Genomic DNA, 26,307 nt, shown 5'->3' with positions numbered 1-26,307 from the left:
TTTAATTATGCAGGATTCAAATCATATAATTAATGAAGTAACGAGCGGAGATTATAAATACGGCTTCGTTACCGATATTGATACGGAGGTGATCCATCGTGGATTAGACGAGGAGACAGTCCGTATTATCTCTGCCAAGAAGAACGAGCCGGAATGGTTACTCGAGTTCCGTTTGAAGGCTTTTCGCCATTGGCAGACGTTGGAGATGCCTACATGGCCTCACTTGAATATCCCGCCGATCGATTATCAGGACATTATCTATTATGCCGCCCCTAAGAAAAAAGAGGGACCAAAGAGCTTGGATGAGGTAGATCCTGAGTTGTTGAAAACATTCGATAAACTGGGTATTCCTTTGGAAGAACAGAAGCATTTAAGCGGAATGGCGGTAGACGCCGTGATGGATAGTGTTTCCGTGAAGACTACTTTCAAGGAGAATCTCGCGGAGAAGGGGATTATTTTCTGTTCGTTCAGCGAGGCTGTACAACATCATCCGGACTTGGTGCAGAAATATTTGGGCAGCGTGGTTAGTTATCGTGATAATTTCTTCGCCGCCTTGAATTCGGCCGTGTTCTCGGACGGTTCGTTTGTTTATATACCGAAGGGCGTACGTTGCCCGATGGAGTTGAGTACGTATTTCCGTATCAATGCCGCTAATACCGGACAGTTCGAGCGTACCTTGATTGTCGCTGACGATGAGGCGTATGTAAGTTATCTGGAAGGATGTACGGCGCCGATGCGTGACGAGAACCAATTGCATGCCGCTATCGTGGAGATCGTGGCGAACGAGCGTGCTGAGGTGAAGTATTCTACCGTACAGAACTGGTATCCGGGTGATAAGGAAGGTAAAGGCGGTATCTATAACTTCGTGACGAAACGAGGTTTGTGCAAAGGTGAGGGTAGCAAGATCTCTTGGACGCAAGTAGAGACCGGTTCGGCGATCACTTGGAAATATCCGAGCTGTATCTTGGCGGGTGATAACTCGGTAGGTGAGTTTTACTCGGTTGCCGTGACCAATAATTACCAACAGGCCGATACGGGTACGAAGATGATCCATCTGGGTAAGAATACGAAAAGTACGATCGTATCCAAGGGTATCTCTGCCGGTCATAGCCAGAATAGCTATCGGGGATTGGTAAAGGTGTCCGCCCGTGCGGAAGGCGCCCGTAACCATAGCCAATGCGATAGTTTGTTACTAAGCTCTACTTGTGGAGCTCATACGTTCCCTTACGCTGATATTCAGAATGAGACGGCGATCGTGGAGCATGAGGCTACGACGAGTAAGATCAGCGAGGAGCAATTGTTCTACTGCCAGCAACGGGGTATCTCGGTAGAAGAGGCTGTCGGTTTGATCGTGAATGGATATGCCCGTGAGGTAATGAATAAGTTACCGATGGAGTTCGCCGTCGAGGCTCAGAAATTACTAACGATCTCGCTGGAAGGCAGCGTAGGATAGAATAATTTTCAATTTTCAACTTTCAATTTTCAATTAGAAAAGATGTTAGAGGTTAAGAATTTACATGCCAACGTAAATGGCAAAGAGATATTGAAAGGTATCAACCTGTCGGTGAAAGCGGGTGAGGTACATGCTATCATGGGACCGAACGGTTCCGGAAAAAGTACGTTAAGTAGTGTATTGGTAGGTAATCCCGCTTTTGAGGTAACGGAAGGAGAGGTTATCTTCAACGGTAAGAATCTGCTGGATCTTTCTCCTGAGGACCGTAGCCGTGAGGGTATTTTCTTGAGCTTCCAATATCCGGTCGAGATCCCGGGAGTTAGTATGGTGAACTTTATGCGTGCGGCGTTGAACGAGCACCGTAAATATAACGGTCTGGAACCGGTTTCGGCTACGGACTTCTTGAAATTGATGCGTGAGAAACGTGCGATCGTCGAGCTGGATAATAAACTGGCCAGCCGTAGCGTGAACGAAGGTTTCTCCGGTGGAGAGAAAAAGCGGAACGAGATCTTCCAGATGGCGATGTTAGAGCCGAAATTGGCGATCTTGGATGAGACGGATAGTGGTTTGGATATCGATGCCTTGCGTATCGTAGCGCATGGCGTGAACCAGTTGAGGACTCCGGAGAATGCCGCTATCGTAATCACGCACTATCAGCGTCTGCTGGATTACATCAAACCGGATGTGGTGCATGTGCTTTACAAAGGCCGTATCGTGAAGACCGCCGGTCCGGAATTGGCCTTGGAACTGGAAGAGAAAGGTTACGACTGGATCAAGAAAGAGATGGGAGATGAGTAATATGAAGGCCGAGCAACAATATATCGATCTTTTCGCCCAATGTGAGGATCTGGTATGTCGTCATAGTACGCCGGTGATGAATGCCCTTAGGGCTGATGCCTTGGCGAACTTTGAGCGACTCGGATTCCCCTCCACGAGAAGCGAGGATTATAAATATACGGATGTAGCCCAAGCGTTCGCTCCGGATTACGGTTTGAATATCAACCGGGTCGCTATCCCGGTGAATCCTTATGACGTGTTCCGTTGTGACGTGCCGAACCTGAGCACATCGTTATACTTTGTCGTGAACGATACGTTTTACGATAAGGACTTACCGAAAGCACATTTGCCGGAAGGCGTGTATGCCGGAGGCTTGAAGGCTTTTACGGAGCAATATCCGGAGATCGCTTCCAAGTATTACGGAAAGGCGGCACCGAGTAGCAAGGATGGTATTATCGCGTTGAATACGATGTTAGCCCAAGATGGTTTCGTGGTGTATGTACCGAAAAATGTCGTGGTTGAGCGTCCTATCCAATTAGTGAATATATTCCGTAATGATGTGGATACGATGGCGAACCGTCGTGTCCTGGTGATTATGGAACCTCATTCGGAGGCGAAGTTGTTGGTTTGCGACCATAGTATCGATGACGTGAAATTCTTGGCGACTCAAGTGGTTGAGATTTTCGCGGAGGAAGGTGCTCGCTTTGATTATTATGATTTGGAAGAAAGCAGTGTGTCCACGACCCGTTTCTCCTCCGTACACGTAAGGCAGGCGGCCTCGACCAATGTCTTGGTAAACGGTATTACGTTGACGAATGGCTTGACTCGCAACAATTATTATGTGGAACTGAATGGCGAGTATGCCGAGTCTACCTTATGCGGTATGTCCGTTCTGGACAAGGAGCAACAGATGGATACCTATAGCCATATCACCCATGCGGTCCCGAATTGTACCAGCAACGAGTTGTTCAAGAACGTACTGAATGATCATGCCGTAGGTGTCTTTAGTGGACGTATCTTGGTGAAAGAGGATGCCCAGAAGACCGCCGCTTACCAGACGAACCGTAATCTGTGCGCTACCCGTGAGGCCCGTATGTACAGCAAGCCGCAACTGGAGATTTATGCGGATGATGTAAAATGCTCGCACGGTATGACGACCGGTCAGTTAGATGAGAACGCTTTGTTCTATATGCAAAGTCGCGGTATCCCGCGTGACGAGGCCCGTATGTTATTGAGCGTGGCTTTCACTTCCGACGTGATCGACCATGTACGCTTGGAGGCGTTGAAAGACCGTTTGCATAAACTGGTAGAGAAACGTTTCCGCGGTGAACTGGCTAAATGCGCCGGTTGCCGGATTTGTAAATAATCGCGAATAAGAAGAAAACAGTAATCAGACATGGATTATCCCGACGATAATGTAGGGAACCATGTCTGATTTTTTTATATCTTTGGCAGTGACAAATTAAAACCTCCAACTTATGCAGTTAACACACATCGCCCTATGGACGAATCATCTGGAACGTTTACGGGATTTCTATGTAAAGTATTTCAACGGTAAGAGTAATGAGAAATATGTGAATCCAAAGAAAGGGTTCGCTTCTTATTTTGTCTCTTTCGAGAGTGGTCCTGCTTTAGAGATTATGCAACGGCAAGATATCTCCGATACCTACGACAAGGATCATATCGGCTTGGCTCATCTGGCCTTTCATGCGGATAAGAAGGAGCAAGTGGATCAAATGATCGAACGTTTCCGGATGGATGGATACACGATCGCCGGTGAGACCCGCACTTCCGGGGATGGTTACTATGAGGGTGTAATCCGAGATCCTGACGGAAATATAGTAGAGATCGTCGTGGGCGGGGAGCCGGAGATACAAGTAGCTTTATTTCCTCCTTATGAGTTACTGCTGGAAGCCGATCCGGATCGGGAGAAAGTAGAGGCTTACCTAAAGGATTCGGATTGCTTTATCGCTACGGTACGAAATTCCGTTGCCGGCGTGATCGTGGTTCGCAAGGAGGAGGGTGGCAAGGCGGAGATTATGAACCTTGCCGTGGCGGATATCTTCCGTCGGCGAGGAATCGCCCGGAAACTATTACGGCATGTATCTAATAAATGGGCTCCGGCTCAAGATGTCGAGCTTTTGCGTATTTGCACCGGAACCTCAGCCGCCGGCCCGATGATGCTTTATCAACAGGAAGGCTTCGACTTGGTTGCCGTAGATCGCGATTATTTCGTGCGGAACTATGCCGAGCCTATCTGGGAGAACGGCATTCAATGCAGGCATCAATTGATTCTTGAAAAGCGATTAAAATAGTATATATGAAAAGAAAATCGGGAGGTTTAAGGCCTCCCGATTTAATTATTAGTAATCTATGAATAGGTCCTCGAATGAAAAATCATCGGGGCTAATGGCATCACATTTCCAGTACGAAGATCCCTTTCGGTGCCAAGGATAATTCGTCTCCCAATGGAATCTCCTTTCCGGTTAATATCTCTTTTCCGGAGGTTTTACCTCGCAATACTTCCGCATAGCGGGCCAACGGGAGGTTCACCTCCTTGTCGCTGCCATTCATCAAGATCAATACGCTCCGGCCATCCAGACTGCGCTCGTAAACATAGACACCTTGGTTCACCATGAAATGTTTCATCTTGCCCTTAGCGATGATATCGTTGCCCTTGCGCCATTTCAATAAAGTCCGGAGGAAATTCCATGCGTCATTTTGCACCTCGCTGCGACCGGATGCCTCGAATTGATTCACCTTGTCGCCGGGCCAGCCACCGGGAACATCCAAGCGGATATATCCGTCTCCCTTCTCCTTGGTGCCATTCATCAGCAACTCCTGCCCGTAATAGAGCTGGGGAATACCGGGGATCGTCAACAAGAATGTCACCCCTTGCTTGAACGCGTACAAATCATCGACAGACTTAGGCATGGAGGGAAGAAAACGATCCGTATCATGGTTCTCCAAGAAACGCAATACGTTATAGATATCGGGATATACATAATCATAACACATATGCTCGAAGATCGTGTGCAAGCCTCCGGAATACCCAGTCTCCTCATGGAACGCCTTACTCGCGATACCCATCAAGCGGAAATCCATTACCGATTTCAACTCAGTATCCTGTCCGAAGTTCAACCGGCTGCCTTTCTGCCAATAAGCGGAACCGATCGTGTAGTTCATCCACGCCTCGCCTACGATGTTATACTCCGGATACTCGTTCATGACCTCCGTACACCAATTCCGCATCATGTCCACGTCGGCATACGGATACGTATCTTGACGGATACCATCCACGCCGCAATACTCGATCCACCAGATAGAGTTCTGGATAAGGTATTTGGCTACATGTGGGTTCTTTTGGTTCAAGTCCGGCATGCTCGGGACAAACCAGCCGTTCAGCATCGTCTCCTTATCATAATCCGACACGTAAGGATCGAAATAAGCCTCTTTATCGTGGTTGGTCTGCACGTAGTTATCGAGATTATTAAACCAGTCGTGGCTAGGGATATCTTTCATCCAAGGATGATCGCTTCCACAATGGTTGAAGATCATATCCATTACGACACGCATACCCCGCTCGTGTGTCTTCTCGATCAAGCGGACGTAATCCTCGTTCGTGCCGAAGCGTGGGTCTACCCGATAATAATCCGTCGTGGCATATCCGTGATAAGAGCCTCCCTCCATATCATTCTCCAATACCGGGTTCAGCCAGATAGCGGTAACGCCCAGATCCTCGATATAATCCAAATGCTGTTCGATACCGGCCAAGTCGCCTCCGTGACGGGCGTTCGGGCTGTTACGGTCTACCTTATAAGAGGTACGCATCGGGATCTGGTCGTTCGAGGGATCTCCGTTCGCGAAACGATCCGGCATGATGAGATAAAGCACGTCGGAAGAGTCAAACCCCTTGATCCGATCGGCGTTCGGTTTACGGGCCTTCAACTCATACGAGTAATTGAAACTCTTTTTGTCCTTCGTGAACGTGATATCAAACCTGCCGGGCTTGGCCTTTTCCACGTCCAGATAGATCAATAGGTAATTCGGGCTTTCCAACGCTACCGAGCTTTTCAACTGTACGCCGGGATATTTCACGCTAGGGAGATATCCGGCGATATCCTTACCATACACCATCAGCTGGAGTTCCGGATTCTTCATACCGCTCCACCAGAAGGCCGGCTCGATTTTAAGGTTATCGGCAGAAAGCGTACTGGAAGCGAAAAGGGCCAGTAAAAGGCTCAAGAATAAATGTCTGTTCATGATATATGTTTATTGATTTATATGACAAGGTTGTACATACGCGAAGATAGAAGGATTCCATTGATAATAACACGTTTCCGCCCAGCGAAAAGAGAATAAAAATCACGCGAACGTTTGCGAACCCTCGTAAATTAAGACTATCTTTACTGCCTAAATCTAATCAACTAATTCAAATGATAAAAAGTCTAATTGTATCCATGCTTCTGACAGGTTGCGTTTCCTCCCTGTCCGCACAACAAAGTTTTTGGAAAGAAGATTTCTCTGCCGGGAAATTACCCGACGGCTGGATGATTGTCGATTCAACGAAATCGGCAAAGTGTGAATGGATTGTAACCGATCAGCCTTATCCCGGCTCTTTCCAGTTCGAGCAACAAGCGCCTCCCATCGCATCTACAAGCCGTGGCTATCATATGCAATTCCGGCCGGGCGTAGTCACCGGGGAGGAGATCACGAAGTGGAATCAACGGGAGGAATACCCGAACGGCTATTTCCAGACCAGCGCTATCGATTGCGCAGGAAAGAACGATGTGGTATTGAAATTCCAGCACTTGTTTCGTTGGAATAATTGGTTCACCGGAAAACGTGCCGGCCTTTGGGTTGGCGTCAGCAACGACGGGGTGAATTGGAAAGAGTATAACGTGATGGATAAGATCCCCGCCGCTACCCAGCTTCACGCCCCGGTGAATGAGGAGATTAACATCAGCGAGGTAACCGCGAACCAGAAAACCGTCTACTTGCGTTTCTTCTGGCGGGATATCTTCTCTTGGTATTGGATGGTCGATGATATTGAGCTGACAGAGCCTTTCGCGCATGATTTGGCTTTGGAGAAAGTGACCTCACACCAAGAAATCGGGAATACGTTCACGAAGGAAGACGTGTTGAAAGTGAAGCTGAAGAACGTTGGTTCCCAGCCCGTAGACGAGGATTTCACGGTAACCGCCTCCTTGAACAACGGTCAGAAACTAACCGCCACGGTAACCGCCTCCGGGCATCCGATCGCTAAACAAGAGGAATATGAGGTAGCTTTCCCCGCTACCGACCTAACCCAGATGGGCTCCTATAAAATAGAGTTCGCTATCCAATATCCGAAGGATGAGCGTTCGTCAAACAACGTATTAAAAGCGAACCTGTTCGCCGCCCGTATGAACTTGGGTAAGTTGACGAAGTTCAATAAGATCAGCAACACGGAATATGAGTTCGTCTCCGGGTACGCTAAGGTTAAGTTGATGTTTTACCGGGATGATATCTTCCGTATCTGGTTGGCGCCGGATGGGGAGTATACCAATCCGGCGGCAAACTCGATCGTTGTGGATTATGGGGTAAAGAACCCGAGAGTCTCCATGGCCGACAACGGCAGCTATTATAAGTTCACGACTCCCCAATGTGTCGTACGTGTCTATAAGAACCCTATTCGTTTCGCCATGTATGACAAGAATAACCGTGCCGTGATCTACGAGGAGGCCGAACCACTTGCCTTCGGACTAAAAACGACCCAAACGATGCGCCGTAGCGGTGATGAGGATTTCTACGGTTGCGGTATGCAACAAGGTAATTTCTCATACGCTGGGAAGGAAGCGGATATCGAGGTGACCGGTTGGGATGAGGATCAATCCTCTAACCCGGCTCCCTTCTATATGTCCACGAAAGGATATGGCGTATTCCGCAATACGTTTGCCCCGGGCCATTATGCCTTCAACGGCACGGAGATGCTGGACAAGAGCTATGATGATGGCTTTAAGCTGATGGGCTTCACCAGTCAGTTGACGCATAACGAGAATCGCTTTGACGCGTTCTACTTCTACGGCCCTTCCTTGAAAGACCTATTGAACGACTATACGGATATCACCGGAAAACCTTTTATGCCGGCGATGTGGATGCTTACGATGGGAGACGCCGACTGCTATAACAAAGGGGAACAGCGCACCGGATGGCCTCAATCCACCCCGGACGTAATCAGCCAAGTTGCCGATAAATATGTGGAATATGATATGCCCCGTGGCTGGATCTTGCCGAACGATGGCTATGGTTGCGGCTATGTGAAATTGGATTCTGTTGTGACGGAATTAGGTAAACGAGGCTTCCATACGGGCTTGTGGACAGAGAATGGTGTGGATAAGATTGCCTACGAGGTAGGTAAATGTGGTACCCGCCTGTGTAAATTGGATGTGGCTTGGGTTGGAGAAGGCTATGAGTTTGCCTTGAACGGCTGTAAATCCGCATTCGAGGGGATCGAGAGCAATACGAACGAACGGGGCTTCGTATGGGCTGTTTGCGGTTGGGCCGGAACCCAGCGGTATTCTACGGTATGGAGCGGTGACCAAGTGAGCAACTGGGATTATATCCGTTACCATATCCCGACGATCACGGGTGCCGGCCTTTCCGCCATGAACGCCGCTACTAGCGATGTGGACGGTATCTTCGGCGGTTCTCCGAAAACCTATACCCGCGACTTGCAATGGAAGGTTTTCACCCCGATCTTTATGACCATGAGCGGCTGGGCGGATGCCGACCGTCAGCCTTGGGTATATGGGCATCCGTACACGGATATCAACCGTAAATTCCTAAAGCTGAAGATGCGTCTGAACCCGTACGCCTATACCTATTGCCATGAGGCGCATACGACCGGTGTACCGATGGCTCGTGCGATGGTACTGGAATTCCCAGATGACGTGGTTACCCGTGATACGACCACCCAATATCAATTTATGAGTGGCGAGTGGATGATGGTTGCCCCTGTATATACCCGTAAGAATGTACGCGATAGTATTTACTTCCCTGCCGGAGAATGGTACGACTATTGGACCGGAAAGACATACGAGGGTGGCAAGTGGTTGGATAAATATGAGGCTAAACTGGATATTTGCCCGGTATTTATCCGTCAAGGCGCCATTATCCCGATGTACCCGGATATGAATTATGTCGGCGAGAAACCTGCGGATGTCTTGACCTTGGACTTATATCCGTACGGGAATACCTCTTTCAACTTATATGAAGACGACGGTCTCACCCGTGATTATAAGAAAGGCGAGTTTGCCCGTACCTTAATCTCTGTTTCCTCCCCGAAAGGTGAGAAAGGCACGATCACCGTGGATATTGCGAAAGCGAAAGGAGATTATAAAGGACGTTACCAAGAGCGTACTTACCTATTGGATGTCCGCTCAGAATCCAGCCCGTCAAACGTAACCGTAGCCGGGAAGCCGCTATCTGCTATCTCCCCCGAAGTGTTCAATGCCGGACAAGAAGGCTGGTACTTCGATGCCTCGGACCGTATGGGAAGGGTTAAGGTACGGACGAACCGTTTGTCTACGAATCAGGATCAGAAGATTGTAATTGGTTTCTAACACTTCAATTTATTTTAAAGGTATATGAAAACACAATTGACTTTATGTATATCCGGGACATTGCTGCTTATCGGAATGTCCGGTTGCGAAAAAACTCCGGAGCGTCCTATGAATGTTGTGTATATCTTGGCCGATGATTTAGGCTATGGAGATGTTGGCTGTTATGGCCAACAGATTATCAAGACTCCCAATATAGACCGGATGGCGAAGGAGGGAATGTTGTTTACGCAGCATTATGCCGGATGTACGGTGAGTGCCCCTTCCCGTTGCTCCTTGATGACCGGATTGCATACGGGACATACGCAAGTCCGGGGAAACCGGGAGATCACGCCCGAAGGCCAACAGCCGATGCGGGAAGATACCTATACGTTGGGTAAATTAATGAAATCGGCCGGTTATACGACCGGTATCTTTGGTAAATGGGGGTTGGGAAATCCGGGCTCTGTCTCCATTCCCAATAAGATGGGCTTCGATGAGTTTTATGGGTATAATTGCCAACGCCAGTCGCATTCCTTCTATCCGGATCATTTATGGCATAATGAGGAGAAGGTTCTTTTTCCTGAAAACGAGAACAATGCTTGCAAGACATATTCACAAGATTTGATTCATGAGCAAGCTTTGAAATTCATCCGGGATCATAAGGAGCAACCGTTCTTCGCGATGCTTACCTATACGCTGCCTCATGCGGAATTGAATCTTCCGCATGATTCTATTTATAAGATGTACGAGAACTCATTCGAGGAGACTCCTTATATTGGTAAGTTTGATAAAGTGTATGGCGGTTATAACACCTCGGAGAAGCCCTTGGCCTCCTTTGCCGCCATGGTCTCCCGGTTGGATAAATACGTGGGGGATGTAATGGCTGAATTGAAAGAGTTGGGTTTGGATAAGAATACGATCGTGATTTTTACCAGCGATAACGGCCCGCATCATGAGGGTGGAGCTGATCCGGACTTTTTCAAGAGCTACGGACCTTTCAGGGGGATCAAACGGGATGTATATGAAGGAGGTATCCGTATACCTATGGTGGCATGGTGCCCGGGTACGATCAAGGCCGGAGCTCAATCGGATCATATAAGCGCATTCTGGGATGTCATGCCTACGTTGGCAGAGCTTACAGGTACGGTTTTGCCCGAGCAGACGGATGGAATCTCTTTCTTACCAACCTTGTTATCAAAGAAAAATCAACAGGCCCATAATTATTTATATTGGGAATTTCACGAGTTGAATGGCCGGGAAGCATTGCGCTCCGGTAAATGGAAACTAATCCGGCAACCGATCGTGGGTGAAACTATATTGGAACTGTATGATTTAAGTAATGATATACATGAGGATACGAATCTAGCGGAGAAGTATCCCGATAAGGTAAAAGAACTAGTATCCTTAATGGACAACGCCCGTACAGAGTCTCCGTACTTTGACTTTGGAAGAGAAAAGTAGGCGTGCGAGTAGAGGATAAAGTGTAGGCGTAATATCTGTTAGGTAATGATAAAAAAGGCTTTCTTTCAGCGAGAAAGCCTTTTTTTTGTATCTTTGGCTCTCGTAATTTTAAGACAAAAAGAAGTAAGACTATGTTAGACGTTCAAGCGATCCGAAAAGACTTTCCGATCTTGGATCATAAGATATACGATAAACCGCTGATATATTTTGATAATGGCGCTACTACCCAGAAACCTCGTCAAGTGGTAGAAAAGATAGAGAATGGATATTATAACGTAAACGCCAATATCCACCGAGGCGTACATTTCTTGAGCCAAGCGGCGACAGAGGCGCATGAGGAGGCTCGCAAAACGGTACAGCATTTCTTGAATGCCCGTTCCTCGAATGAGATTATTTTTACCCGGGGAACTACGGAATCCATCAATCTGATCGCTTCCAGCTTTACGGATGAATGTATGTCGGCAGGGGATGAGGTGATCGTGTCCGTGATGGAGCATCATTCCAATATCGTTCCTTGGCAGATACAAGCGGCCCGGAAAGGTATTACGTTGAAGGTGATCCCGATGAATGAGAAAGGGGAGTTGAATCTGGATGAGTATCGTAAATTATTCTCGGATAAGACTCGTCTGGTTTCCGTGACTCATGTGTCTAACGTCTTGGGTACGGTAAATCCGGTAAAGGCGATGATCGAGATCGCTCATGAACAAGGCGTGCCGGTGTTGGTAGACGGGGCTCAAGCCGTTCCGCATATGAAGGTGGATGTGCAGGACTTGGATGCGGAGTTCTATGTTTTCTCTGGTCATAAGATTTACGGACCGACGGGTATCGGGGTCTTGTATGGCAAAGAGGAGTGGTTGGATAAACTTCCTCCGTATCAGGGAGGAGGCGAGATGATCGCTACGGTCTCGTTCGAGAAGACAACTTTTAATGAGCTTCCCTTTAAGTTTGAGGCGGGAACTCCGGATTATATTGGTAGCACGGCGTTGGCGGAAGCCTTGCGGTATGTAGACCGGATCGGTATAGAGAATATAGCTGCTTATGAGGATGAGCTTTTGCGGTATGCGACCGCTGGATTAAATACGATCGAAGGGATGCGTATTTTCGGACAAGCGGATCATAAAGGAGCGGTGCTTTCTTTTTTGGTGGGTAATATCCATCATTACGATATGGGGATGTTGCTGGACCGTCTGGGAATAGCGGTTCGTACAGGGCATCATTGTGCCCAGCCTTTGATGCATGCCTTAGGGATCGAAGGTACGGTGCGGGCGTCTTTTTCTTTTTATAATACGAAAGAGGAGATCGATACGTTCATCGCAGGTGTGGAACGAGTTCGGAAGATGTTTTGAGTATGATGTATTATATTAAGAAATATCCGTTTTCACTGGCGATTATATTGATCGTTATTTACTTGTCGTTCTTTAAGCCGCCGAAGATGGATGATATCCCTTTATTCCCGGGTGTGGACAAGGTGGTTCATTTCTGTATGTATGGGGGGATGTCGGGTATGCTATGGCTGGAGTTCTTGCGGAATCACCGGAAGTATGAGACGGTATTATGGCATGCTTGGATCGGGGCGGTTTTATGCCCGATCGTTATGAGTGGGATTATTGAGATATTGCAAGAATATTGTACGACGTACCGGGGTGGGGATTGGTTTGATTTCTTGGCGAATACTTGCGGGGTGATCGCCGCTACGGCATTCGCTTGGTTTGTGCTTCGCCCTTGGATTGTAAAGGAGCAAAAATAATGTAAGCTATATATACGATAAATAATAAACTGGGATATGTTATTACCCTATATGGAAACCGGGCGTGTAGAGGCTGGGTGTGATGAGGCGGGAAGAGGCTGCTTGGCGGGTGCGGTATTCGCCGCCGCCGTGATTCTTCCGGAAGATTTTAAGAATGAGGATTTAAACGATAGCAAGCAATTAAGCGAGAAGAAACGGTATAAGCTTCGTCCCGTTATCGAGCGTGAGGCGATCGATTGGGCGGTAGGCATCGTTAGCCCGGAAGAGATCGATAAGATTAATATTTTGAAAGCCTCTTTCTTGGCCATGCATCGTGCGATCGAGCAATTGAAAGTACTTCCAGAACATTTATTGATCGATGGAAACCGTTTTACCCCTTATCCCGATATTCCGCATACGACCGTAGTAAAAGGCGACGGAAAATACCTGAGTATCGCCGCCGCTTCTGTATTAGCTAAAACGTATCGGGATGATTATATGAATGAATTGGCCTTGGAATACCCCGCTTATCATTGGCTGGACAATAAAGGCTATCCTACCAAGGCCCACAGGGAAGCGATCCGGGAATGCGGCATCACACCTTATCATCGTAAGACATTCACACTGTTACCGGAGCAGCTTACACTAGGTTTTTAATACGTATATAGGCATAACCTTATGCGTATATACGTATGAGGCTATGCCTATATCGGTGTAGGCTTACACGTATATACGTATCGGCTCGTGCCTATATACGTGTGAAAATACCTGTTTTTATTGTTGTTCCTTTGCTCGGTAAGCCATTGCGTACAGACGCATTTGCTTCACCATCGCTACCAACCCGTTGGAACGAGTAGGGGATAAATGCTCTTTTAATCCTACCTTGTCTATAAAGTATAGATCCGCATCCAAGATTTCTTGAGGGGTATGGCCCGATAAGATCTGTATCAGCAAGGATACGATACCTTTTACGATCACGGCGTCGCTTTCTCCTTGGAAAATAATCTTACCATCCGCATAATCCGCTTGGAACCAAACCCGGCTTTGGCAACCCTCGATCAAGTTACTTTCCGTTTTATATTTCTCATCTAGCGGGGGAAGGGAGTTTCCCAGATCTATTAATAACGCATATTTATCCATCCAATCATCGAAGACTGAGAATTCTTCGATTACATTGTCTTGAAGTTCATTGATTGTCATTTTATCAGTATTTTATCGATTGTATATTACTTCCAGTACGGTTTGACCGGCAGCTTTTAGAGTCTCACGGTCTATATTCTCCATATTATCTTTTTGAGTATGCCAATAACTGGCGAAACCTGTTTTAGACTCAGGGTCGTAGTTAATGATGTCGATACTCGGGATATTACGTCCGCTAATCACATATTGGTGATCGTCTATGAGCGCTCCGCCGGTGGCGTTAATGAAATATTTGCCATATCCCAGATCGCGGGCCGCGCTCCATACCATCTCGACGATCGGGGCTGCCGCACGTAAGGATTGTTGCTCCTTGAAAAACGTAGCGTTCTTGCCGCCCACCATATCCAATAAGATTCCGTATTCCGCCGTATAATTAGGGACATGCGGATTTTTTGCCCAGAACTGGGTACCTAGGCACCAGCTATCCGGTGTATAATCGGTTACGAACTCCGGCGTACCATAATCCTCCGCATCGAAGAAAATAATATCGATGCCGATACCCGGGGCTTTTTGTCCGATTTGACGGGCGATCTCCAATAAGGCACCTACGCCGCTACCGCCATCGTCCGCCCCGTCCAATGGAGTCCGGTGCTTGGAAGGATCGGGATCGTGGTCCGAATAGGGACGGCTGTCCCAATGCGCGAATAGTAAAATACGTTTACTATTCTCCGGATCAAACGAGCCTATGATGTTTCTCGCTTCCAGCTTCGTTCCGTCGTAGGCGGTCAGTATCGCTTCCTGTTGGTAGACTTTGGCGCCAAAGCGCTTCAATTCAGATGCTAAGTAATCCCCGCATGCTTTATGAGCCGCCGTGTTAGGTACACGGGGACCAAAAGCGACTTGGTTCGCTACATAGGCGTAAGCGCTGTCTGCGTTGAAATCGGGAACAGCTGAGGCGATCGGTTGTTTTTTGATCTCCGGCATATTACCTGTCTCTTTGGTTCCTTTGGCTCCACATGATAAAAGAGCAAAACTCAATAACGCAAAAAATAATCTGATCATAAATCTGTTTTGTTTATAATGTTTTTACGGAGGCAGTCGCTTGAACCTCGTCTAATACACGCATCAAGTTTCCACCCCATATCTTGGCGATATCTTCCTCTGTATATCCTTTCTCTATTAATTTAACAGTGATCTGTATGAAATCGTTGTCACTTTCGCAACCGATAATTCCGCCACCGCCATCAAAATCAGAGCCGATACCTACATGATCGATACCGGCGACTTTCACCATATGATCGATATGTTCGATCGCGTCGGTAAGGCTCGCGTTTTTATAATCCTCATTGATATAGCGGTCGAGCAAGCAAACTTGCGCTACGCCTCCATTTTGGGCAAGGGCCTTTAGTTGTTCGTCGGTCAGGTTACGGTCGTGCTTGCACATCGCCATGGATGAGGAATGCGAGCAGATGATCGGGGCCTTGGACAATTTGATAACATCCCAAAATGCCTTCTCAGAGGCATGAGACATATCCACCATGATACCTTGGCGATTCATCTCTTTCACGACCTCTTCGCCAAACGGACTTAAACCGTCCCATTCTTTCTTGGTATGGGTGGATGAGTCGCAAATATCGTTATCGTAGGAGTGGCAGAGCGTGATATAATTGACACCCATCGCCTTGAACTTAGCGATATTCGCCAGATCCTTACCAATGCCGTATCCATTCTCTATACCGATAAAGAACGCTTTTTTCCCTTCATTCTTCAAGCGGATGAAGTCTTGGTTCGTAACGGCGATGCCACATAAATCCTTATTCAATTCAGCTTGCTTGCGAATACCTTCGATCAAGCCTGTTACTTTTTGTACGGCTTCTTGTAAAGAGGCCTCATCACGTTTACCTTGTCCGATGAAGGCCGCAAGGAACACCCCGTCTAGTTTCCCTTCTTGCATCTTAGGGATGTTTACCCGGTTACGTTCCCGGTCGGCGATGCTGAATCCGGCACGTTTAAACCAGAAAGGAGTATCGGTATGTGTATCTACGGAAAGGAAATGCTTGTGCATCTCTTTGGCTTGGTGGAAAGTCTCGGCCTTTCCTATCAGATGGTGGAATATCTTTAACATCGTAGTGTCGCCTCCGTAAGTCAATGCTTCTGGATGCCATTGAACTCCCATGATGGATCGGTTCGGATAAGCGTCGATAGCCTCGATAATACTGTCGGGCGCATAAGCGGTAGCCTTGAAGATAGGCGCCAACTCCTTGATCGCTTGATGATGAAGAGAGTTTACGGCTAAGGTATCTTTCCCTAGAATAGTGGCTAGCTGTGAGTTCGCGTCAACAAAGACACGGTGTGAGCCATACGAACTGGGTAAATCTTGCCTATGCTTGACAGAATGATCGCCACGTTGTGAGGGGATGTCTTGGTAAAGCGTACCGCCAAACGCTACATTCAACAGTTGCAATCCCCGGCATATGCCTAAGACGGGAATATTTTGGTCGGTAGCCATCTTGATTAGTTTCAACTCATACAAATCGCGTACCGGATCGACTTCCTCCAGCTTTTCCCGAGGCTCCTCCTCATACCATAGAGGGTTTACATCCGCTCCTCCTATAAGAACTAGCCCGTCTAAATTCGATACGATATTTCTGAGTACCTTACCGTCAGTAACAGCCGGGATGATAACCGGAGTTCCCCCTGCCTTTACGATGGATTGGATATAGGTGGCCCCCACCCGGGAAGCACCATTGGAGATACTAGCGGAAATCCCGATCAATGGGGAGAATCGTGCCCGCACGTTTACATCGCAAGAGTCTGTCAACTCATATAGCTTTTTTAAGTTGGGTACTTCCGATCCGGGTGTCTGTGCCTGTGCTCCACATAAGATACTACAGGCGCATATTGCTGTGTATAAGATCTTTTTCATAATATGTAGTTGTTTTCGTTTGCTATTTGTTTGGGAAATCTTGTATAGCGGTCATAACCCTTAGCAAGTTTCCACCCCATATTTTCCGTATATCTTCTTCCGTATATCCTTCTTCTAAAAGTCGGACGGTAATGTTAATCAACTCGTTGGTAGCCGAGCAACCGATCAGTTCCCCGTCTCCGTCAAAATCCGAGCCGATTCCTACATGATCGATACCGATTAAATCCACGATATGATTGATATGGCGGATAGCGTCGCTTAAAGAAGCTTTGTCCTCTTCCTTATTGATGAATCCTTTGTATAGGCAGATTTGGGCGACACCCCCTTGAGCGGCCAGCGCTTTCAGTTGATCATCCGTTAAATTGCGAGGATGATCGCAAAGCGCACGTGCGGAAGAGTGGGAGGCTATGATTGGTGTCTCGCTCACTTCCAGTACCTGATAAAAGGTACTTTCCGCCGCATGCGAGATATCAACCATGATTCCTAATCGGTTCATCTCTTTTACCACTTCCTTACCGAAAGGACTTAGTCCTTTCCATTCCTGTTTTCCTCTAGCGGAATCACAAATATCGTTATCCCCATTATGGCATAAGGTGATATAAGAAACTCCCATATCCTTGAACATCCGTAGGTTTTCGATCTGCTTCCCTAAAGCGTACCCGTTCTCGATGCCGAGGCAGATCGCTTTTTTCCCTTGCGCCTTAATCGTCCGGATCTCTTGGGGGGTAGTCGCTATAACCATCCGGTCCGGATGTAAGGTTTGCTGGCGTTTTACTTGATTCAGCCGTTCTATCGCATACGCTGTCGCTGCCTGTAAGGATGCCTCATCTCGTTTACCTTGCGGGATATAGGCGACCATAAAGGTCGCGTCGATACGCCCTTCTTCCATAAAAGGAAGATTCACTTTCCCTCCTTCTTTCTCCCCGATATTAAATTCACCGGGAAAGATCATCGGGGTATCTGTATGGGAATCGATCGTCACGATCCGTTGATGGATCGCTTTGGCTTTCGCGAAACGGCGGGCATTCTCGATATGGTAAGCGAATAGGGCTTTCATGGCCTCATCCCCTTGCGGAGCCATGGCCTCCGGATGCCATTGTACACCGAATATCGTTTTCTCCGTATGTTCCATAGCCTCATTGATTCCATCCGGGGCGGTCGCTGTCGCCGTAAATCCGGGGGCGACCTCTTTTACCGCTTGATGGTGGAAAGAGTTGACAAGGATTTGTTTTTCTCCATTGAAAATAGTGCGTAGCTGGTTCGTTCCCGGTTCGAGAGTTACCGTATGCGACGGATATTCCCGCGCCAATGTCTGGCTGTGTTTCAATAGCGGGTGATCGGCTTGTGAATGGATGTCTTGATAGACACTTCCTCCGAACGCTACATTCATGATCTGATGCCCCCGGCAAATACCCATGATCGGAATTTGTCGGTTAGCGGCCAAGCGAAGCAAGATCAAATCGTATTCGTCACGTAGCGTATCTACGTCTTGCAATTGCGGGATAGGCTCCTCATGCAAATAGAGCGGATTGATGTCTCCACCCCCGCTCATAACCAATCCGTCTAGTTCGGAAACCAGTACGGTCAATGCTTTCAGATCCGTGATCACTGGGATAAGTACCGGGGCTCCCCCCGCGTCCAGCACGGCTTGCACGTAGGTCTCGGCTATACAGGAAAGTCCGTCTCTCCGGTTAGCGGATATTCCTATTCGGGGAGGTTGAAGGCTTTCTTTAGCCGGTATATAATTATCAACTTCTTTGTATAGGGCCTCTAGATTCGGACGACGGACTTTCATGATTTTAAGCATCTATGTTAGCATATGTAGCGTTTTCCTCGATAAACTCGCGGCGAGGGCCTACGTCTTCACCCATCAACATGGCGAAGATTTGGTCAGCCTCGGCTGCGTTGTCGATCGTGATCTGCTTTAACGTACGGTTTTCCGGGTTCATGGTCGTATCCCACAATTGATGGTCGTTCATTTCTCCCAAACCTTTGTATCGTTGTGTATGGATCGAGTTCTCGTTGCCTCCTCCATATTTTAAGATGAACTGCTGACGTTGTTGCTCGGTCCAGCAATATTCCTCAACCTTACCTTTCTTACACAAATAGAGGGGAGGAGTCGCCAGATACACATATCCGTTCTCGATCAAGGAACGCATACGGCGGAAGAAGAAGGTCAAGATCAATGTGGCGATGTGGCTACCGTCCACATCGGCATCGGTCATGATAATCACCTTGTGGTAACGCAGCTTCTCCATGTTCAACGCTTTCGGGTCATCCTCCGTACCGACGGTTACGCCCATCGCGCGATAGATGTTCTGGATTTCCTCGCTTTCGAAGATCTTATGATCCATCGCTTTCTCCACGTTCAATATCTTACCGCGCAATGGTAGGATCGCTTGGAAGTTACGGTCGCGTCCTTGCTTAGCCGTACCACCTGCGGAGTCTCCCTCGACAAGGAACAATTCGCAGATCGACGCGTCTTTAGAGGAACAGTCCGCCAATTTACCGGGAAGTCCACCTCCTGTCAGCGGAGATTTGCGTTGTACCAATTCGCGAGCCTTACGAGCGGCATGACGGGCTTGAGCGGCCAAGATCACCTTGTCGACGATTATTTTCGCCTCTTTCGGATGTTCTTCCAAATAATAGCCTAACGCCTCGCCGATCGCCATATCCACTGCACCGGTAACCTCGCTATTACCCAGCTTCGTCTTTGTCTGTCCCTCAAACTGAGGCTCGGCTACCTTGATAGAGATAACGGCGGTCAAACCTTCACGGAAGTCATCCCCTTGAATCTCCACCTTGGCTTTCTCCAATAATTTAGAATCCTCGGCGTACTTTTTCAATGTACGGGTCAGACCACGGCGGAAACCGGCTAAGTGTGTACCACCTTCTATCGTGTTAATATCATTTACGTAAGAGAATACGCTCTCGTTGTAAGAAGTATTATAAGTTAACGCCACCTCGACAGGGATACCCTGCTTCTCGGTAACGATATGGATTACGTCTGGAATCAGTTTCTCTTTAGAACGGTCGATATAGCGGACAAACTCTTTCAATCCCTCATCCGAATGGAATACCTCGGACTTGAATGAACCGTCTTCTTTCAGAACTCGCTTATCTGTCAGACGTAGCGTAATACCAGCGTTCAAGAACGCTAATTCACGCAAACGGGTAGCCAAGATATCATACTTGTATTCCGTGACCGTAAAGATAGAACCGTCCGGCTTGAAAGAGATCGTAGTACCTGTTTTATCCGTATTATCGATAACCTGTACGTCGTGCAACGGCTTTCCGCAAGAGAACTCCTGCATATGTACTTTGCCGTTCCTGCGAACTTCCGCTTTCAGATAAGTAGAGAGGGCGTTTACGCAAGATACACCCACACCGTGCAAACCACCGGATACTTTATAGGTTCCCTTGTCGAACTTACCGCCGGCGTGCAGCACCGTCAATACTACCTCCAAGGCTGATTTACCTTCTTTCTCATGAATATCCACGGGGATACCACGGCCGTCGTCGGTAACCGTGATCGAGTTGTCCTCATTGATTACCACGTCGATGTATGTACAATATCCGGCTAGCGCTTCGTCTATGGAGTTATCTACGACCTCATACACTAAGTGATGGAGACCTTTCTCGCTGGTATCGCCAATATACATGGATGGCCTTTTTCGTACTGCCTCTAACCCTTCAAGTACTTGAATACTATCTGCGGAGTACTCTGTAGAAGTATTCTTAATTTCTTCACTCATGAGTTTATCTTTCTTTAAAATCTGTAATTATCTATGTCCTCAAAAAAAATCTAACAAATGTAGTGATTTTTATCGAGATAGCGAAGTGGGGGATGTGAAAATAGCGAAAAAAGGACGGGTATAATAAAAAAGGAGAGAGATAAGCCATGAACTTATCTCTCTCCTTTTGGTTGGTAGCCCATAGGGGAATCGAACCCCTCTTTCAAGAATGAAAATCTTGCGTCCTAGCCGATAGACGAATGGGCCATTAGGTTTAAAAAAGCCGGGCTTATTGAGAGTCCGGCTTTATACTTGTAAAAGTAATTACCTTCTGCTTATGCTAGCGCGTTAACGTGCTTAGCCAACTTAGATTTCAGATTACCGGCCTTGTTCTTGTGGATAACGTTCTTTTTTGCAAGCTTATCCAACATAGAGCATACCTTAGGGAACAAAGCCTGTGCCTCATTCTTGTCTTCAGTAGCGCGCAAAACTTTCATAGCGTTTCTAGCTGTCTTTGCGTAATATCTGTTACGCAAACGTCTTGCGTTTGTCTGTCTGATTCTCTTGATTGATGACTTATGATTTGCCATTTCTCGATCTTCTCTTTATTGTTTTTTAATCCTGTTTATTGTAGCCCATAGGGGAATCGAACCCCTCTTTCAAGAATGAAAATCTTGCGTCCTAGCCGATAGACGAATGGGCCAAAATGTCAAAGCTCTCACTTATAGCGTTCTAAGAAAGTGATTTCCCGATTGCGAGTGCAAAGATAGACGATCTCTCCGAACTGGCAAAACATTTCGAAGGAAAATTTAATACTACTCACTGTTTTAACTTCTCTTTAGAACTTATATCTTCCAGATGAATTTCCAAGGCTTTAACGGAAATATTTATTTCCCAGATACATACACATAACGACGCCGCTAATAGCAATAAGGCTATGCCAAATATCCATGCGGCGAAAATCTGCCACGATACATAAATGAAGAACATAGCGATCACGCAGAGCAGCAAACTGAGTATTCCTAATATTTGCATGGAACGGGTCAGATAGAGCCTTTTCCGCAGGTTCGCTATCTGGGCGATATCCTTGGGGTCATGGGTTTGCTGATGCTTTTCTTTCAAGGCGCGCACTACGCTGGCGTATGAAAGGAAGCGATTCGTATAGGCCAGCAATATCAATGATATGGCGGAAAATAATAAAGAAGGGGTCGTTAAGTCCAACATAATTCTATACTTTAATTATATGTATAACGTTAATTTGAGTATCTTTGTTCTTAATCATCGTCGCAAAGATACGAATTATGTTGTGTAAAACGAGGGGGATTGTCTTGCATACGATCCCTTACAATGATAAATATTCTATTATATATATGTATACGGAGGCGTTTGGCCAGGCCTCGTATCTGGTTAGTCGTAGCCGTGGGAAGAAAAGCACGGTGTCGAAGGCTTTGTTTATACCTTTGTCCGTTCTGGAAATGGAGGTGGAGCACTTGAATAAGCGGGACTTGCACCGGATTAAGGAGACCCGCATTTGTTTTCCGCTGAATGATGTTTGTTGTGATCCGGTTAAGAATGTATTGGCGCTTTTCCTCTCGGAGGTTCTTTTTAGGGTCGTGAAAGATACGGAGTCGGATCCCCGTTTATTTGATTATTTATACGAGTCCATACATCTATTGGAGTATGCGGATAAGGGTATCGCTAATTTTCATATGGTTTTCTTGTTAGGTCTTCTCCACCATCTCGGTATTTTCCCGAATATGGAATCGCATAGGGTGGGATATTATTTCGATATGTTGAATGGGGTGTTTACGGATCATATCCCGATGCATCGGCATTATTTAAATAAGGTGGAGAGCGCTTTCTTTTCCCGTTTGCTGCGTATCAGTTTTGAGAATATGTCGCTTTATGGTTTTTCCCGGCAAGAGCGGGTCCGTATTATTCATCGTATTCTTGAGTATTACCGTCTACATCTCCCGGATTTTCCGGAAATCAAATCGTTATCGGTGATGCAAAGCTTATTTGATTGATCTATTTGATGTTATATTAGCTCTTGAAAACACGTACGTGTTTTTTGAAAAAGACGTACATGTTTTTCCGGAAACACGTACATGTTTTTTCGGAAATAATGAGAAGCTTCCGGATAGGCGGGAAAAACATCCGATAACGGTTGCCTATTTGAGGAAAAGATTATACTTTTGCAATCTCAAAAGAGTTGGTCTTGTAGTTCAACGGATAGAATAGAAGTTTCCTAAACTTTAGATCCGGGTTCGATTCCCGGCGAGACTACTTTTATCCTTCTTTCTTTTTATCTTATTTTATTAATAGATAGCGAGTTATATTTGACTTTTGAGTGTTTTGTATATCGTTTTTGTAAAGAGAAAATAAATAAAAGAAGATTTTTTCTTACCGCAATTCTTACCGCATCCTTGTTTTGTCGATAAAATATTGTCTATATTTGCGTAAGTTAAATAAACAGATATATTATGGCAACAGTAAAATTCTATTTGACACGTCCGAAGTCAGATAAGCCTACCGCTATTTTTTTTCTGATGAATTACGGTGCATATACTATTTTACCCGATGGGAAGAAAAAGTACTTACCGTTGAAGTATTATACTAATGAGACAATTTTGCCGGAAAGATGGGATACGAAAGTTGGTGCTCCGATCGCTCCTACAGCGAGGAATCACCGGATGAACGCTGGTGAGTATAGAGAACTGAAAGCGGCTTTGGATAATATCGAAGTTACGGCTAAAGATGTGCTACGTCGGTTGGAGAATGACGGTATCCAGCCAACGAATGAGCTACTAACAAAGGAGTTGGATAAGATATTTAAAGGTTACAAGGAGATAGAACCGGATAGAGATGTCAAGGATTTACTTTGTTTTGTCAAATCCTTTATAGAGAAAACTGATAAGAAACCTAATACTGTGAAGGGGTATAAGCAAACAGCTCGTGAGATTGAGGGGTATATTGCATTAACAGGGAAAAGGCTACAATTTGAGAATGTAGACTTGGATTTTTATTTGTCATTTGTTGAATATTTAACGAATAAAGGTTATTCTCCAAATACGGTTGGTGCTCGTATAAAGGATTTGAAAATGTTTATGAATGAGGCTTATGAACGTAATCTACATACAAATATGGATTTCAAAAAGAAGCGTTTTAGTAAGCCTAAAGAGGAAACCTATTCTGTCTACCTCAATAGTGATGAGCTAAAGAAAATCTATAAGTGTGACTTAAGTGATGAACCTCGATTGGATCGGGTTCGGGATTTGTTTTTGATAGGCTGCTGTACAGGATTACGTTTTAGTGATTTGTCTTTGTTGAGTTCTGATAATATTGATAATGTAGAGAGTGTAATTACTATAAAGACTGTGAAAACCGGTAGGACTGTAGTTATCCCTTTGCATGCGATAGTTCGGCAGATATTGCAGAAATATGATAATGAGTTGCCTCGTGTTCCTTCAAATCAAAAATTTAATGATTATATCAAAGAGATTGCGAAGAAGGCTGAGATTAATGAGCCAATCTTATTGCAAAGAACAAAAGGTACTTTAACTTATGCTGAAACGAAGCCTAAATATGATCTTGTAACGAGTCACACGGCTCGGCGTTCTTTTGCCACGAATGCTTATTTAGCAGGATTGCCACCCATTAGTATAATGAAGATAACGGGACACAAGACGGAATCTTCATTCATGAAGTATATTAAGATCTCGGAGAAGGAGAATGCTATACAGTTGAAAGGACATGAATTTTTTAATCAGATAGTAACTTGCTAATTGATTATTTTTATGGAAAATGTAAGATCGTATTGTGATGATATTCTAGATGTTATACATAAATTTGGGGAAGAGTATATCTATGACCCCAGAACTAAAATCATTGATGGGAAAGATTTGTTTGTTTCTGTTGATAATAATATCAATAACGATATTGCATACTCTGATGATTCGGACAATAGATCGAATGAGGCTTGTGTGAATTTGGGTTTAACTTTTGCGGTTGGTCAACATTGTGAGAAATTACGTGTAAAATATGTAGATGCGATAAAATCTCGATTGTTAGGGATGGATCCTAAAGCTAGAATGGTCTATGCGGAGGAAATATTACAGCGTTTATATGAAATACAGCTAAATCATCCCATTTTTCATTCCAAAGTATTTCAAAAGTTTGTTATACCAATTTTCTTCTCAGATGTCACAGAAGCTTTTGAACGATATGATATTAATTTGCGAAATGTTCTAATTGATTGCCAAAAAAGGCATGGTACGTTCTTTTGCTATTGGTTAAAGTTCTTCAAACCCCATTCTGATACGATAGGGGTACAAAGATGTATTTATAGTGAAAGTGATATTATTGATGATTCGTCAGATGATTCTCAAGATGAACTATTGAATTACTCTCAAAGTGAACTGTCAAATGTTTCTGATAACGGTAGCGATAGATCATCAAGCTATGGTGAAAGTGATATTCATGATAATTCGTTGGATATTTCTCAAAAAGAACCGTTGAATTACTCTCAAAGTGAACTGTCAAATGTTTCTGATAAGGGTAGCGATAGGTCATCAAGCTATGGTGAAAATGATATTCTTGATGATTCGTCGGGTGTTTCTCAAAAAGAACCGTTGAATTACTCTCAAAGTGAACTGTCAAATGTTTCTGATAAGGGTGGCGATAAATCATCATATAAGGAAGATAGGTTCTACAACCTATTTAACGGCTATAACGAGGATGTTGTACATAAACTGATAGAGAAACTGGAGGAGTTTAATATCGTAAGAGAACAGCGGTATGTCCATAAGACGAAGAATCATTTGGCCAAATTAATAATATTCATGAAAGACCAGGAGATTCTTAGATATAGTAAAATGATAATTGTAGCACGCATCTTTTATGACTATTTTAATGTCGTAGTTAGTAAAGCGTCAATAGGAGAAAATAGTGTTACTGAGAGAAATTTACGTGAGATAGAGAAAAAGGGGATTGAAGGACTTTCGAAAGAAGAAATCTCGAATTTTAAGCTTATTTGTGCTCATTTCTCTAAATAGTTATTTCCATTTGGAAATAATGGAAAAAGTGGAAATGTGTGATTGATAAACTTTGTGCCATTAATTTAAATTATTTGTTAATGAAACAAAGTATATTAATCCAACAGGCTTCACTTTCAGATATTGAAGCTGTAGTACGTAAAGTATTAGATGATATATTAGATGATCTAAAGCTTCAGAAGAGCGAAGATTCTATCCGGCTTCTTACTCGTACGGAGGCTGCGAAGATGTTGCGGATTTCTTTGCCAACTTTGGCCGATTGGACAAGACAAGGAATGATTCCCGCTCAACGAATAGGAAGACGTGTCCTTTATGCTATTTCCGATATCGAGAATACTTTAGAAGGAAAGAAGGGAGGACGTAAGAATGGATGAGATAGCTTCTAAATACTATGTGTATCTATCAAGCTGTAAGGAAGGACATGATTCATGTACTGAATATAGTAGTATGGTT

The 26,307-nt window shown here is 45.5% G+C and carries 21 protein-coding genes and 3 tRNA genes; 14 read left to right on the top strand and 10 right to left on the bottom strand.

Features of this window, described 5'->3' with window-relative positions:
• The first annotated feature begins 7 nt into the window (after nt 1–7).
• The 4 genes from sufB (at nt 8) to DWY79_RS19795 (ending at nt 4,545) form a co-directional block, all read left to right on the top strand.
• A complete protein-coding gene (gene sufB / locus DWY79_RS19810) occupies nt 8–1,453 on the top strand; it encodes a Fe-S cluster assembly protein SufB (RefSeq protein ID WP_121961527.1) in 1,446 nt (481 codons plus the stop codon).
• Nucleotides 1,454–1,495: 42 nt separating this feature from the next.
• Nucleotides 1,496–2,251 carry a Fe-S cluster assembly ATPase SufC gene (gene sufC / locus DWY79_RS19805; RefSeq protein ID WP_005859388.1) on the top strand — a complete coding sequence of 252 codons (756 nt, stop codon included), beginning with the start codon at nt 1,496–1,498 and terminating at the stop codon, nt 2,249–2,251.
• Nucleotides 2,244–3,596 (top strand): Fe-S cluster assembly protein SufD, encoded by a 1,353-nt coding sequence (gene sufD, locus DWY79_RS19800; RefSeq protein ID WP_005859386.1) that lies wholly within the window; start codon nt 2,244–2,246, stop codon nt 3,594–3,596. Before sufC ends, sufD begins: the two co-directional genes overlap by 8 nt.
• A gap of 112 nt (nt 3,597–3,708) precedes the next feature.
• Nucleotides 3,709–4,545 carry a GNAT family N-acetyltransferase gene (locus DWY79_RS19795; protein ID WP_122370168.1) on the top strand — a complete coding sequence of 279 codons (837 nt, stop codon included), beginning with the start codon at nt 3,709–3,711 and terminating at the stop codon, nt 4,543–4,545.
• Nucleotides 4,546–4,645: 100 nt separating this feature from the next.
• Here DWY79_RS19795 and DWY79_RS19790 read toward each other — a convergent pair whose 3' ends face one another.
• Nucleotides 4,646–6,493 (bottom strand): glycoside hydrolase family 13 protein, encoded by a 1,848-nt coding sequence (locus DWY79_RS19790; RefSeq protein ID WP_122370166.1) that lies wholly within the window; start codon nt 6,491–6,493, stop codon nt 4,646–4,648.
• 173 nt (nt 6,494–6,666) lie between these two features.
• Here DWY79_RS19790 and DWY79_RS19785 point away from each other — a divergent pair, with 173 nt between their 5' ends.
• The 5 genes from DWY79_RS19785 to DWY79_RS19765 all read left to right on the top strand — a co-directional run bounded on the left by DWY79_RS19785 (nt 6,667) and on the right by DWY79_RS19765 (nt 13,657).
• Nucleotides 6,667–9,834, top strand: coding sequence for a TIM-barrel domain-containing protein (locus tag DWY79_RS19785; protein ID WP_122370164.1), 3,168 nt, complete (start codon nt 6,667–6,669; stop codon nt 9,832–9,834).
• 24 nt (nt 9,835–9,858) lie between these two features.
• The gene (locus tag DWY79_RS19780) at nt 9,859–11,274 is read left to right on the top strand and encodes an arylsulfatase (RefSeq protein WP_121772668.1); all 1,416 of its coding nucleotides are present in this window, start codon (nt 9,859–9,861) and stop codon (nt 11,272–11,274) included.
• Between the two features lie 131 nt (nt 11,275–11,405).
• The gene (locus DWY79_RS19775) at nt 11,406–12,620 is read left to right on the top strand and encodes an aminotransferase class V-fold PLP-dependent enzyme (protein ID WP_005867594.1); all 1,215 of its coding nucleotides are present in this window, start codon (nt 11,406–11,408) and stop codon (nt 12,618–12,620) included.
• A 2-nt stretch (nt 12,621–12,622) separates the two neighbouring features.
• The gene (locus tag DWY79_RS19770) at nt 12,623–13,021 is read left to right on the top strand and encodes a VanZ family protein (protein ID WP_087342206.1); all 399 of its coding nucleotides are present in this window, start codon (nt 12,623–12,625) and stop codon (nt 13,019–13,021) included.
• 36 nt (nt 13,022–13,057) lie between these two features.
• On the top strand, nt 13,058–13,657 hold the full coding sequence (locus tag DWY79_RS19765) for a ribonuclease HII (RefSeq protein WP_122370162.1): 600 nt from the start codon (nt 13,058–13,060) through the stop codon (nt 13,655–13,657).
• Nucleotides 13,658–13,774: 117 nt separating this feature from the next.
• Here the strand turns inward: DWY79_RS19765 and DWY79_RS19760 are convergent, their stop codons facing one another.
• From DWY79_RS19760 to DWY79_RS19720, 9 genes are all read right to left on the bottom strand, one after another.
• Nucleotides 13,775–14,200: a SufE family protein gene (locus DWY79_RS19760; protein WP_122370160.1), complete on the bottom strand. Its 426-nt coding sequence runs from the start codon at nt 14,198–14,200 to the stop codon at nt 13,775–13,777.
• Between the two features lie 12 nt (nt 14,201–14,212).
• A complete protein-coding gene (locus DWY79_RS19755) occupies nt 14,213–15,202 on the bottom strand; it encodes a M28 family peptidase (protein ID WP_122370158.1) in 990 nt (329 codons plus the stop codon).
• A 13-nt stretch (nt 15,203–15,215) separates the two neighbouring features.
• A complete protein-coding gene (locus tag DWY79_RS19750) occupies nt 15,216–17,066 on the bottom strand; it encodes a fused gamma-glutamyl-gamma-aminobutyrate hydrolase/peptidase (protein ID WP_008772769.1) in 1,851 nt (616 codons plus the stop codon).
• A gap of 22 nt (nt 17,067–17,088) precedes the next feature.
• On the bottom strand, nt 17,089–18,873 hold the full coding sequence (locus DWY79_RS19745; RefSeq protein ID WP_122370156.1) for a gamma-glutamyl-gamma-aminobutyrate hydrolase family protein: 1,785 nt from the start codon (nt 18,871–18,873) through the stop codon (nt 17,089–17,091).
• The gene (gene gyrB, locus DWY79_RS19740) at nt 18,866–20,821 is read right to left on the bottom strand and encodes a DNA topoisomerase (ATP-hydrolyzing) subunit B (protein ID WP_012056068.1); all 1,956 of its coding nucleotides are present in this window, start codon (nt 20,819–20,821) and stop codon (nt 18,866–18,868) included. Before gyrB ends, DWY79_RS19745 begins: the two co-directional genes overlap by 8 nt.
• A gap of 171 nt (nt 20,822–20,992) precedes the next feature.
• Nucleotides 20,993–21,067 (bottom strand) — tRNA-Glu (locus DWY79_RS19735).
• 68 nt (nt 21,068–21,135) lie between these two features.
• Nucleotides 21,136–21,390 carry a 30S ribosomal protein S20 gene (rpsT, locus tag DWY79_RS19730; RefSeq protein WP_005859369.1) on the bottom strand — a complete coding sequence of 85 codons (255 nt, stop codon included), beginning with the start codon at nt 21,388–21,390 and terminating at the stop codon, nt 21,136–21,138.
• 41 nt (nt 21,391–21,431) lie between these two features.
• Nucleotides 21,432–21,503 (bottom strand) — tRNA-Glu (locus DWY79_RS19725).
• A 116-nt stretch (nt 21,504–21,619) separates the two neighbouring features.
• On the bottom strand, nt 21,620–22,024 hold the full coding sequence (locus DWY79_RS19720) for a DUF2721 domain-containing protein (RefSeq protein WP_005867604.1): 405 nt from the start codon (nt 22,022–22,024) through the stop codon (nt 21,620–21,622).
• Nucleotides 22,025–22,101: 77 nt separating this feature from the next.
• Here DWY79_RS19720 and recO point away from each other — a divergent pair, with 77 nt between their 5' ends.
• The 5 genes from recO (at nt 22,102) to DWY79_RS19695 (ending at nt 26,228) form a co-directional block, all read left to right on the top strand.
• Complete coding sequence (gene recO, locus DWY79_RS19715) at nt 22,102–22,827, top strand: DNA repair protein RecO (RefSeq protein WP_122370154.1); 726 nt, start codon at nt 22,102–22,104, stop codon at nt 22,825–22,827.
• Nucleotides 22,828–23,014: 187 nt separating this feature from the next.
• Nucleotides 23,015–23,086: transfer RNA gene (locus tag DWY79_RS19710), tRNA-Arg, on the top strand.
• 197 nt (nt 23,087–23,283) lie between these two features.
• Nucleotides 23,284–24,585 (top strand): site-specific integrase, encoded by a 1,302-nt coding sequence (locus DWY79_RS19705; protein ID WP_122103703.1) that lies wholly within the window; start codon nt 23,284–23,286, stop codon nt 24,583–24,585.
• 12 nt (nt 24,586–24,597) lie between these two features.
• Nucleotides 24,598–25,854, top strand: a complete 1,257-nt coding sequence (locus DWY79_RS19700; RefSeq protein ID WP_130882571.1) for a hypothetical protein — start codon at nt 24,598–24,600, stop codon at nt 25,852–25,854.
• A gap of 38 nt (nt 25,855–25,892) precedes the next feature.
• The gene (locus DWY79_RS19695) at nt 25,893–26,228 is read left to right on the top strand and encodes a helix-turn-helix domain-containing protein (protein ID WP_226769867.1); all 336 of its coding nucleotides are present in this window, start codon (nt 25,893–25,895) and stop codon (nt 26,226–26,228) included.
• Nucleotides 26,229–26,307 lie beyond the last annotated feature (79 nt).

The organism is Parabacteroides sp. AF27-14 (genome assembly GCF_003635425.1).
Lineage (GTDB): Bacteria > Bacteroidota > Bacteroidia > Bacteroidales > Tannerellaceae > Parabacteroides > Parabacteroides distasonis.
This window is presented reverse-complemented; position numbering and strand designations above follow the sequence as displayed.

What these genes read in the sequence shown, in the direction of transcription:
- DWY79_RS19760 (WP_122370160.1), bottom strand. Translation starts at nt 14,200, where the DNA reads ATGACAATCAATGAACTTCAAGACAATGTAATCGAAGAATTCTCAGTC.
- DWY79_RS19775 (WP_005867594.1), top strand. Translation starts at nt 11,406, where the DNA reads ATGTTAGACGTTCAAGCGATCCGAAAAGACTTTCCGATCTTGGATCAT.
- DWY79_RS19770 (WP_087342206.1), top strand. Translation starts at nt 12,623, where the DNA reads ATGATGTATTATATTAAGAAATATCCGTTTTCACTGGCGATTATATTG.
- DWY79_RS19720 (WP_005867604.1), bottom strand. Translation starts at nt 22,024, where the DNA reads ATGTTGGACTTAACGACCCCTTCTTTATTATTTTCCGCCATATCATTG.
- DWY79_RS19795 (WP_122370168.1), top strand. Translation starts at nt 3,709, where the DNA reads ATGCAGTTAACACACATCGCCCTATGGACGAATCATCTGGAACGTTTA.
- recO (WP_122370154.1), top strand. Translation starts at nt 22,102, where the DNA reads ATGTTGTGTAAAACGAGGGGGATTGTCTTGCATACGATCCCTTACAAT.
- sufB (WP_121961527.1), top strand. Translation starts at nt 8, where the DNA reads ATGCAGGATTCAAATCATATAATTAATGAAGTAACGAGCGGAGATTAT.
- gyrB (WP_012056068.1), bottom strand. Translation starts at nt 20,821, where the DNA reads ATGAGTGAAGAAATTAAGAATACTTCTACAGAGTACTCCGCAGATAGT.
- DWY79_RS19785 (WP_122370164.1), top strand. Translation starts at nt 6,667, where the DNA reads ATGATAAAAAGTCTAATTGTATCCATGCTTCTGACAGGTTGCGTTTCC.
- DWY79_RS19700 (WP_130882571.1), top strand. Translation starts at nt 24,598, where the DNA reads ATGGAAAATGTAAGATCGTATTGTGATGATATTCTAGATGTTATACAT.
- DWY79_RS19790 (WP_122370166.1), bottom strand. Translation starts at nt 6,493, where the DNA reads ATGAACAGACATTTATTCTTGAGCCTTTTACTGGCCCTTTTCGCTTCC.
- DWY79_RS19780 (WP_121772668.1), top strand. Translation starts at nt 9,859, where the DNA reads ATGAAAACACAATTGACTTTATGTATATCCGGGACATTGCTGCTTATC.
- sufD (WP_005859386.1), top strand. Translation starts at nt 2,244, where the DNA reads ATGAGTAATATGAAGGCCGAGCAACAATATATCGATCTTTTCGCCCAA.
- DWY79_RS19755 (WP_122370158.1), bottom strand. Translation starts at nt 15,202, where the DNA reads ATGATCAGATTATTTTTTGCGTTATTGAGTTTTGCTCTTTTATCATGT.
- DWY79_RS19750 (WP_008772769.1), bottom strand. Translation starts at nt 17,066, where the DNA reads ATGAAAAAGATCTTATACACAGCAATATGCGCCTGTAGTATCTTATGT.
- DWY79_RS19705 (WP_122103703.1), top strand. Translation starts at nt 23,284, where the DNA reads ATGGCAACAGTAAAATTCTATTTGACACGTCCGAAGTCAGATAAGCCT.
- DWY79_RS19765 (WP_122370162.1), top strand. Translation starts at nt 13,058, where the DNA reads ATGTTATTACCCTATATGGAAACCGGGCGTGTAGAGGCTGGGTGTGAT.
- DWY79_RS19745 (WP_122370156.1), bottom strand. Translation starts at nt 18,873, where the DNA reads ATGCTTAAAATCATGAAAGTCCGTCGTCCGAATCTAGAGGCCCTATAC.
- rpsT (WP_005859369.1), bottom strand. Translation starts at nt 21,390, where the DNA reads ATGGCAAATCATAAGTCATCAATCAAGAGAATCAGACAGACAAACGCA.
- sufC (WP_005859388.1), top strand. Translation starts at nt 1,496, where the DNA reads ATGTTAGAGGTTAAGAATTTACATGCCAACGTAAATGGCAAAGAGATA.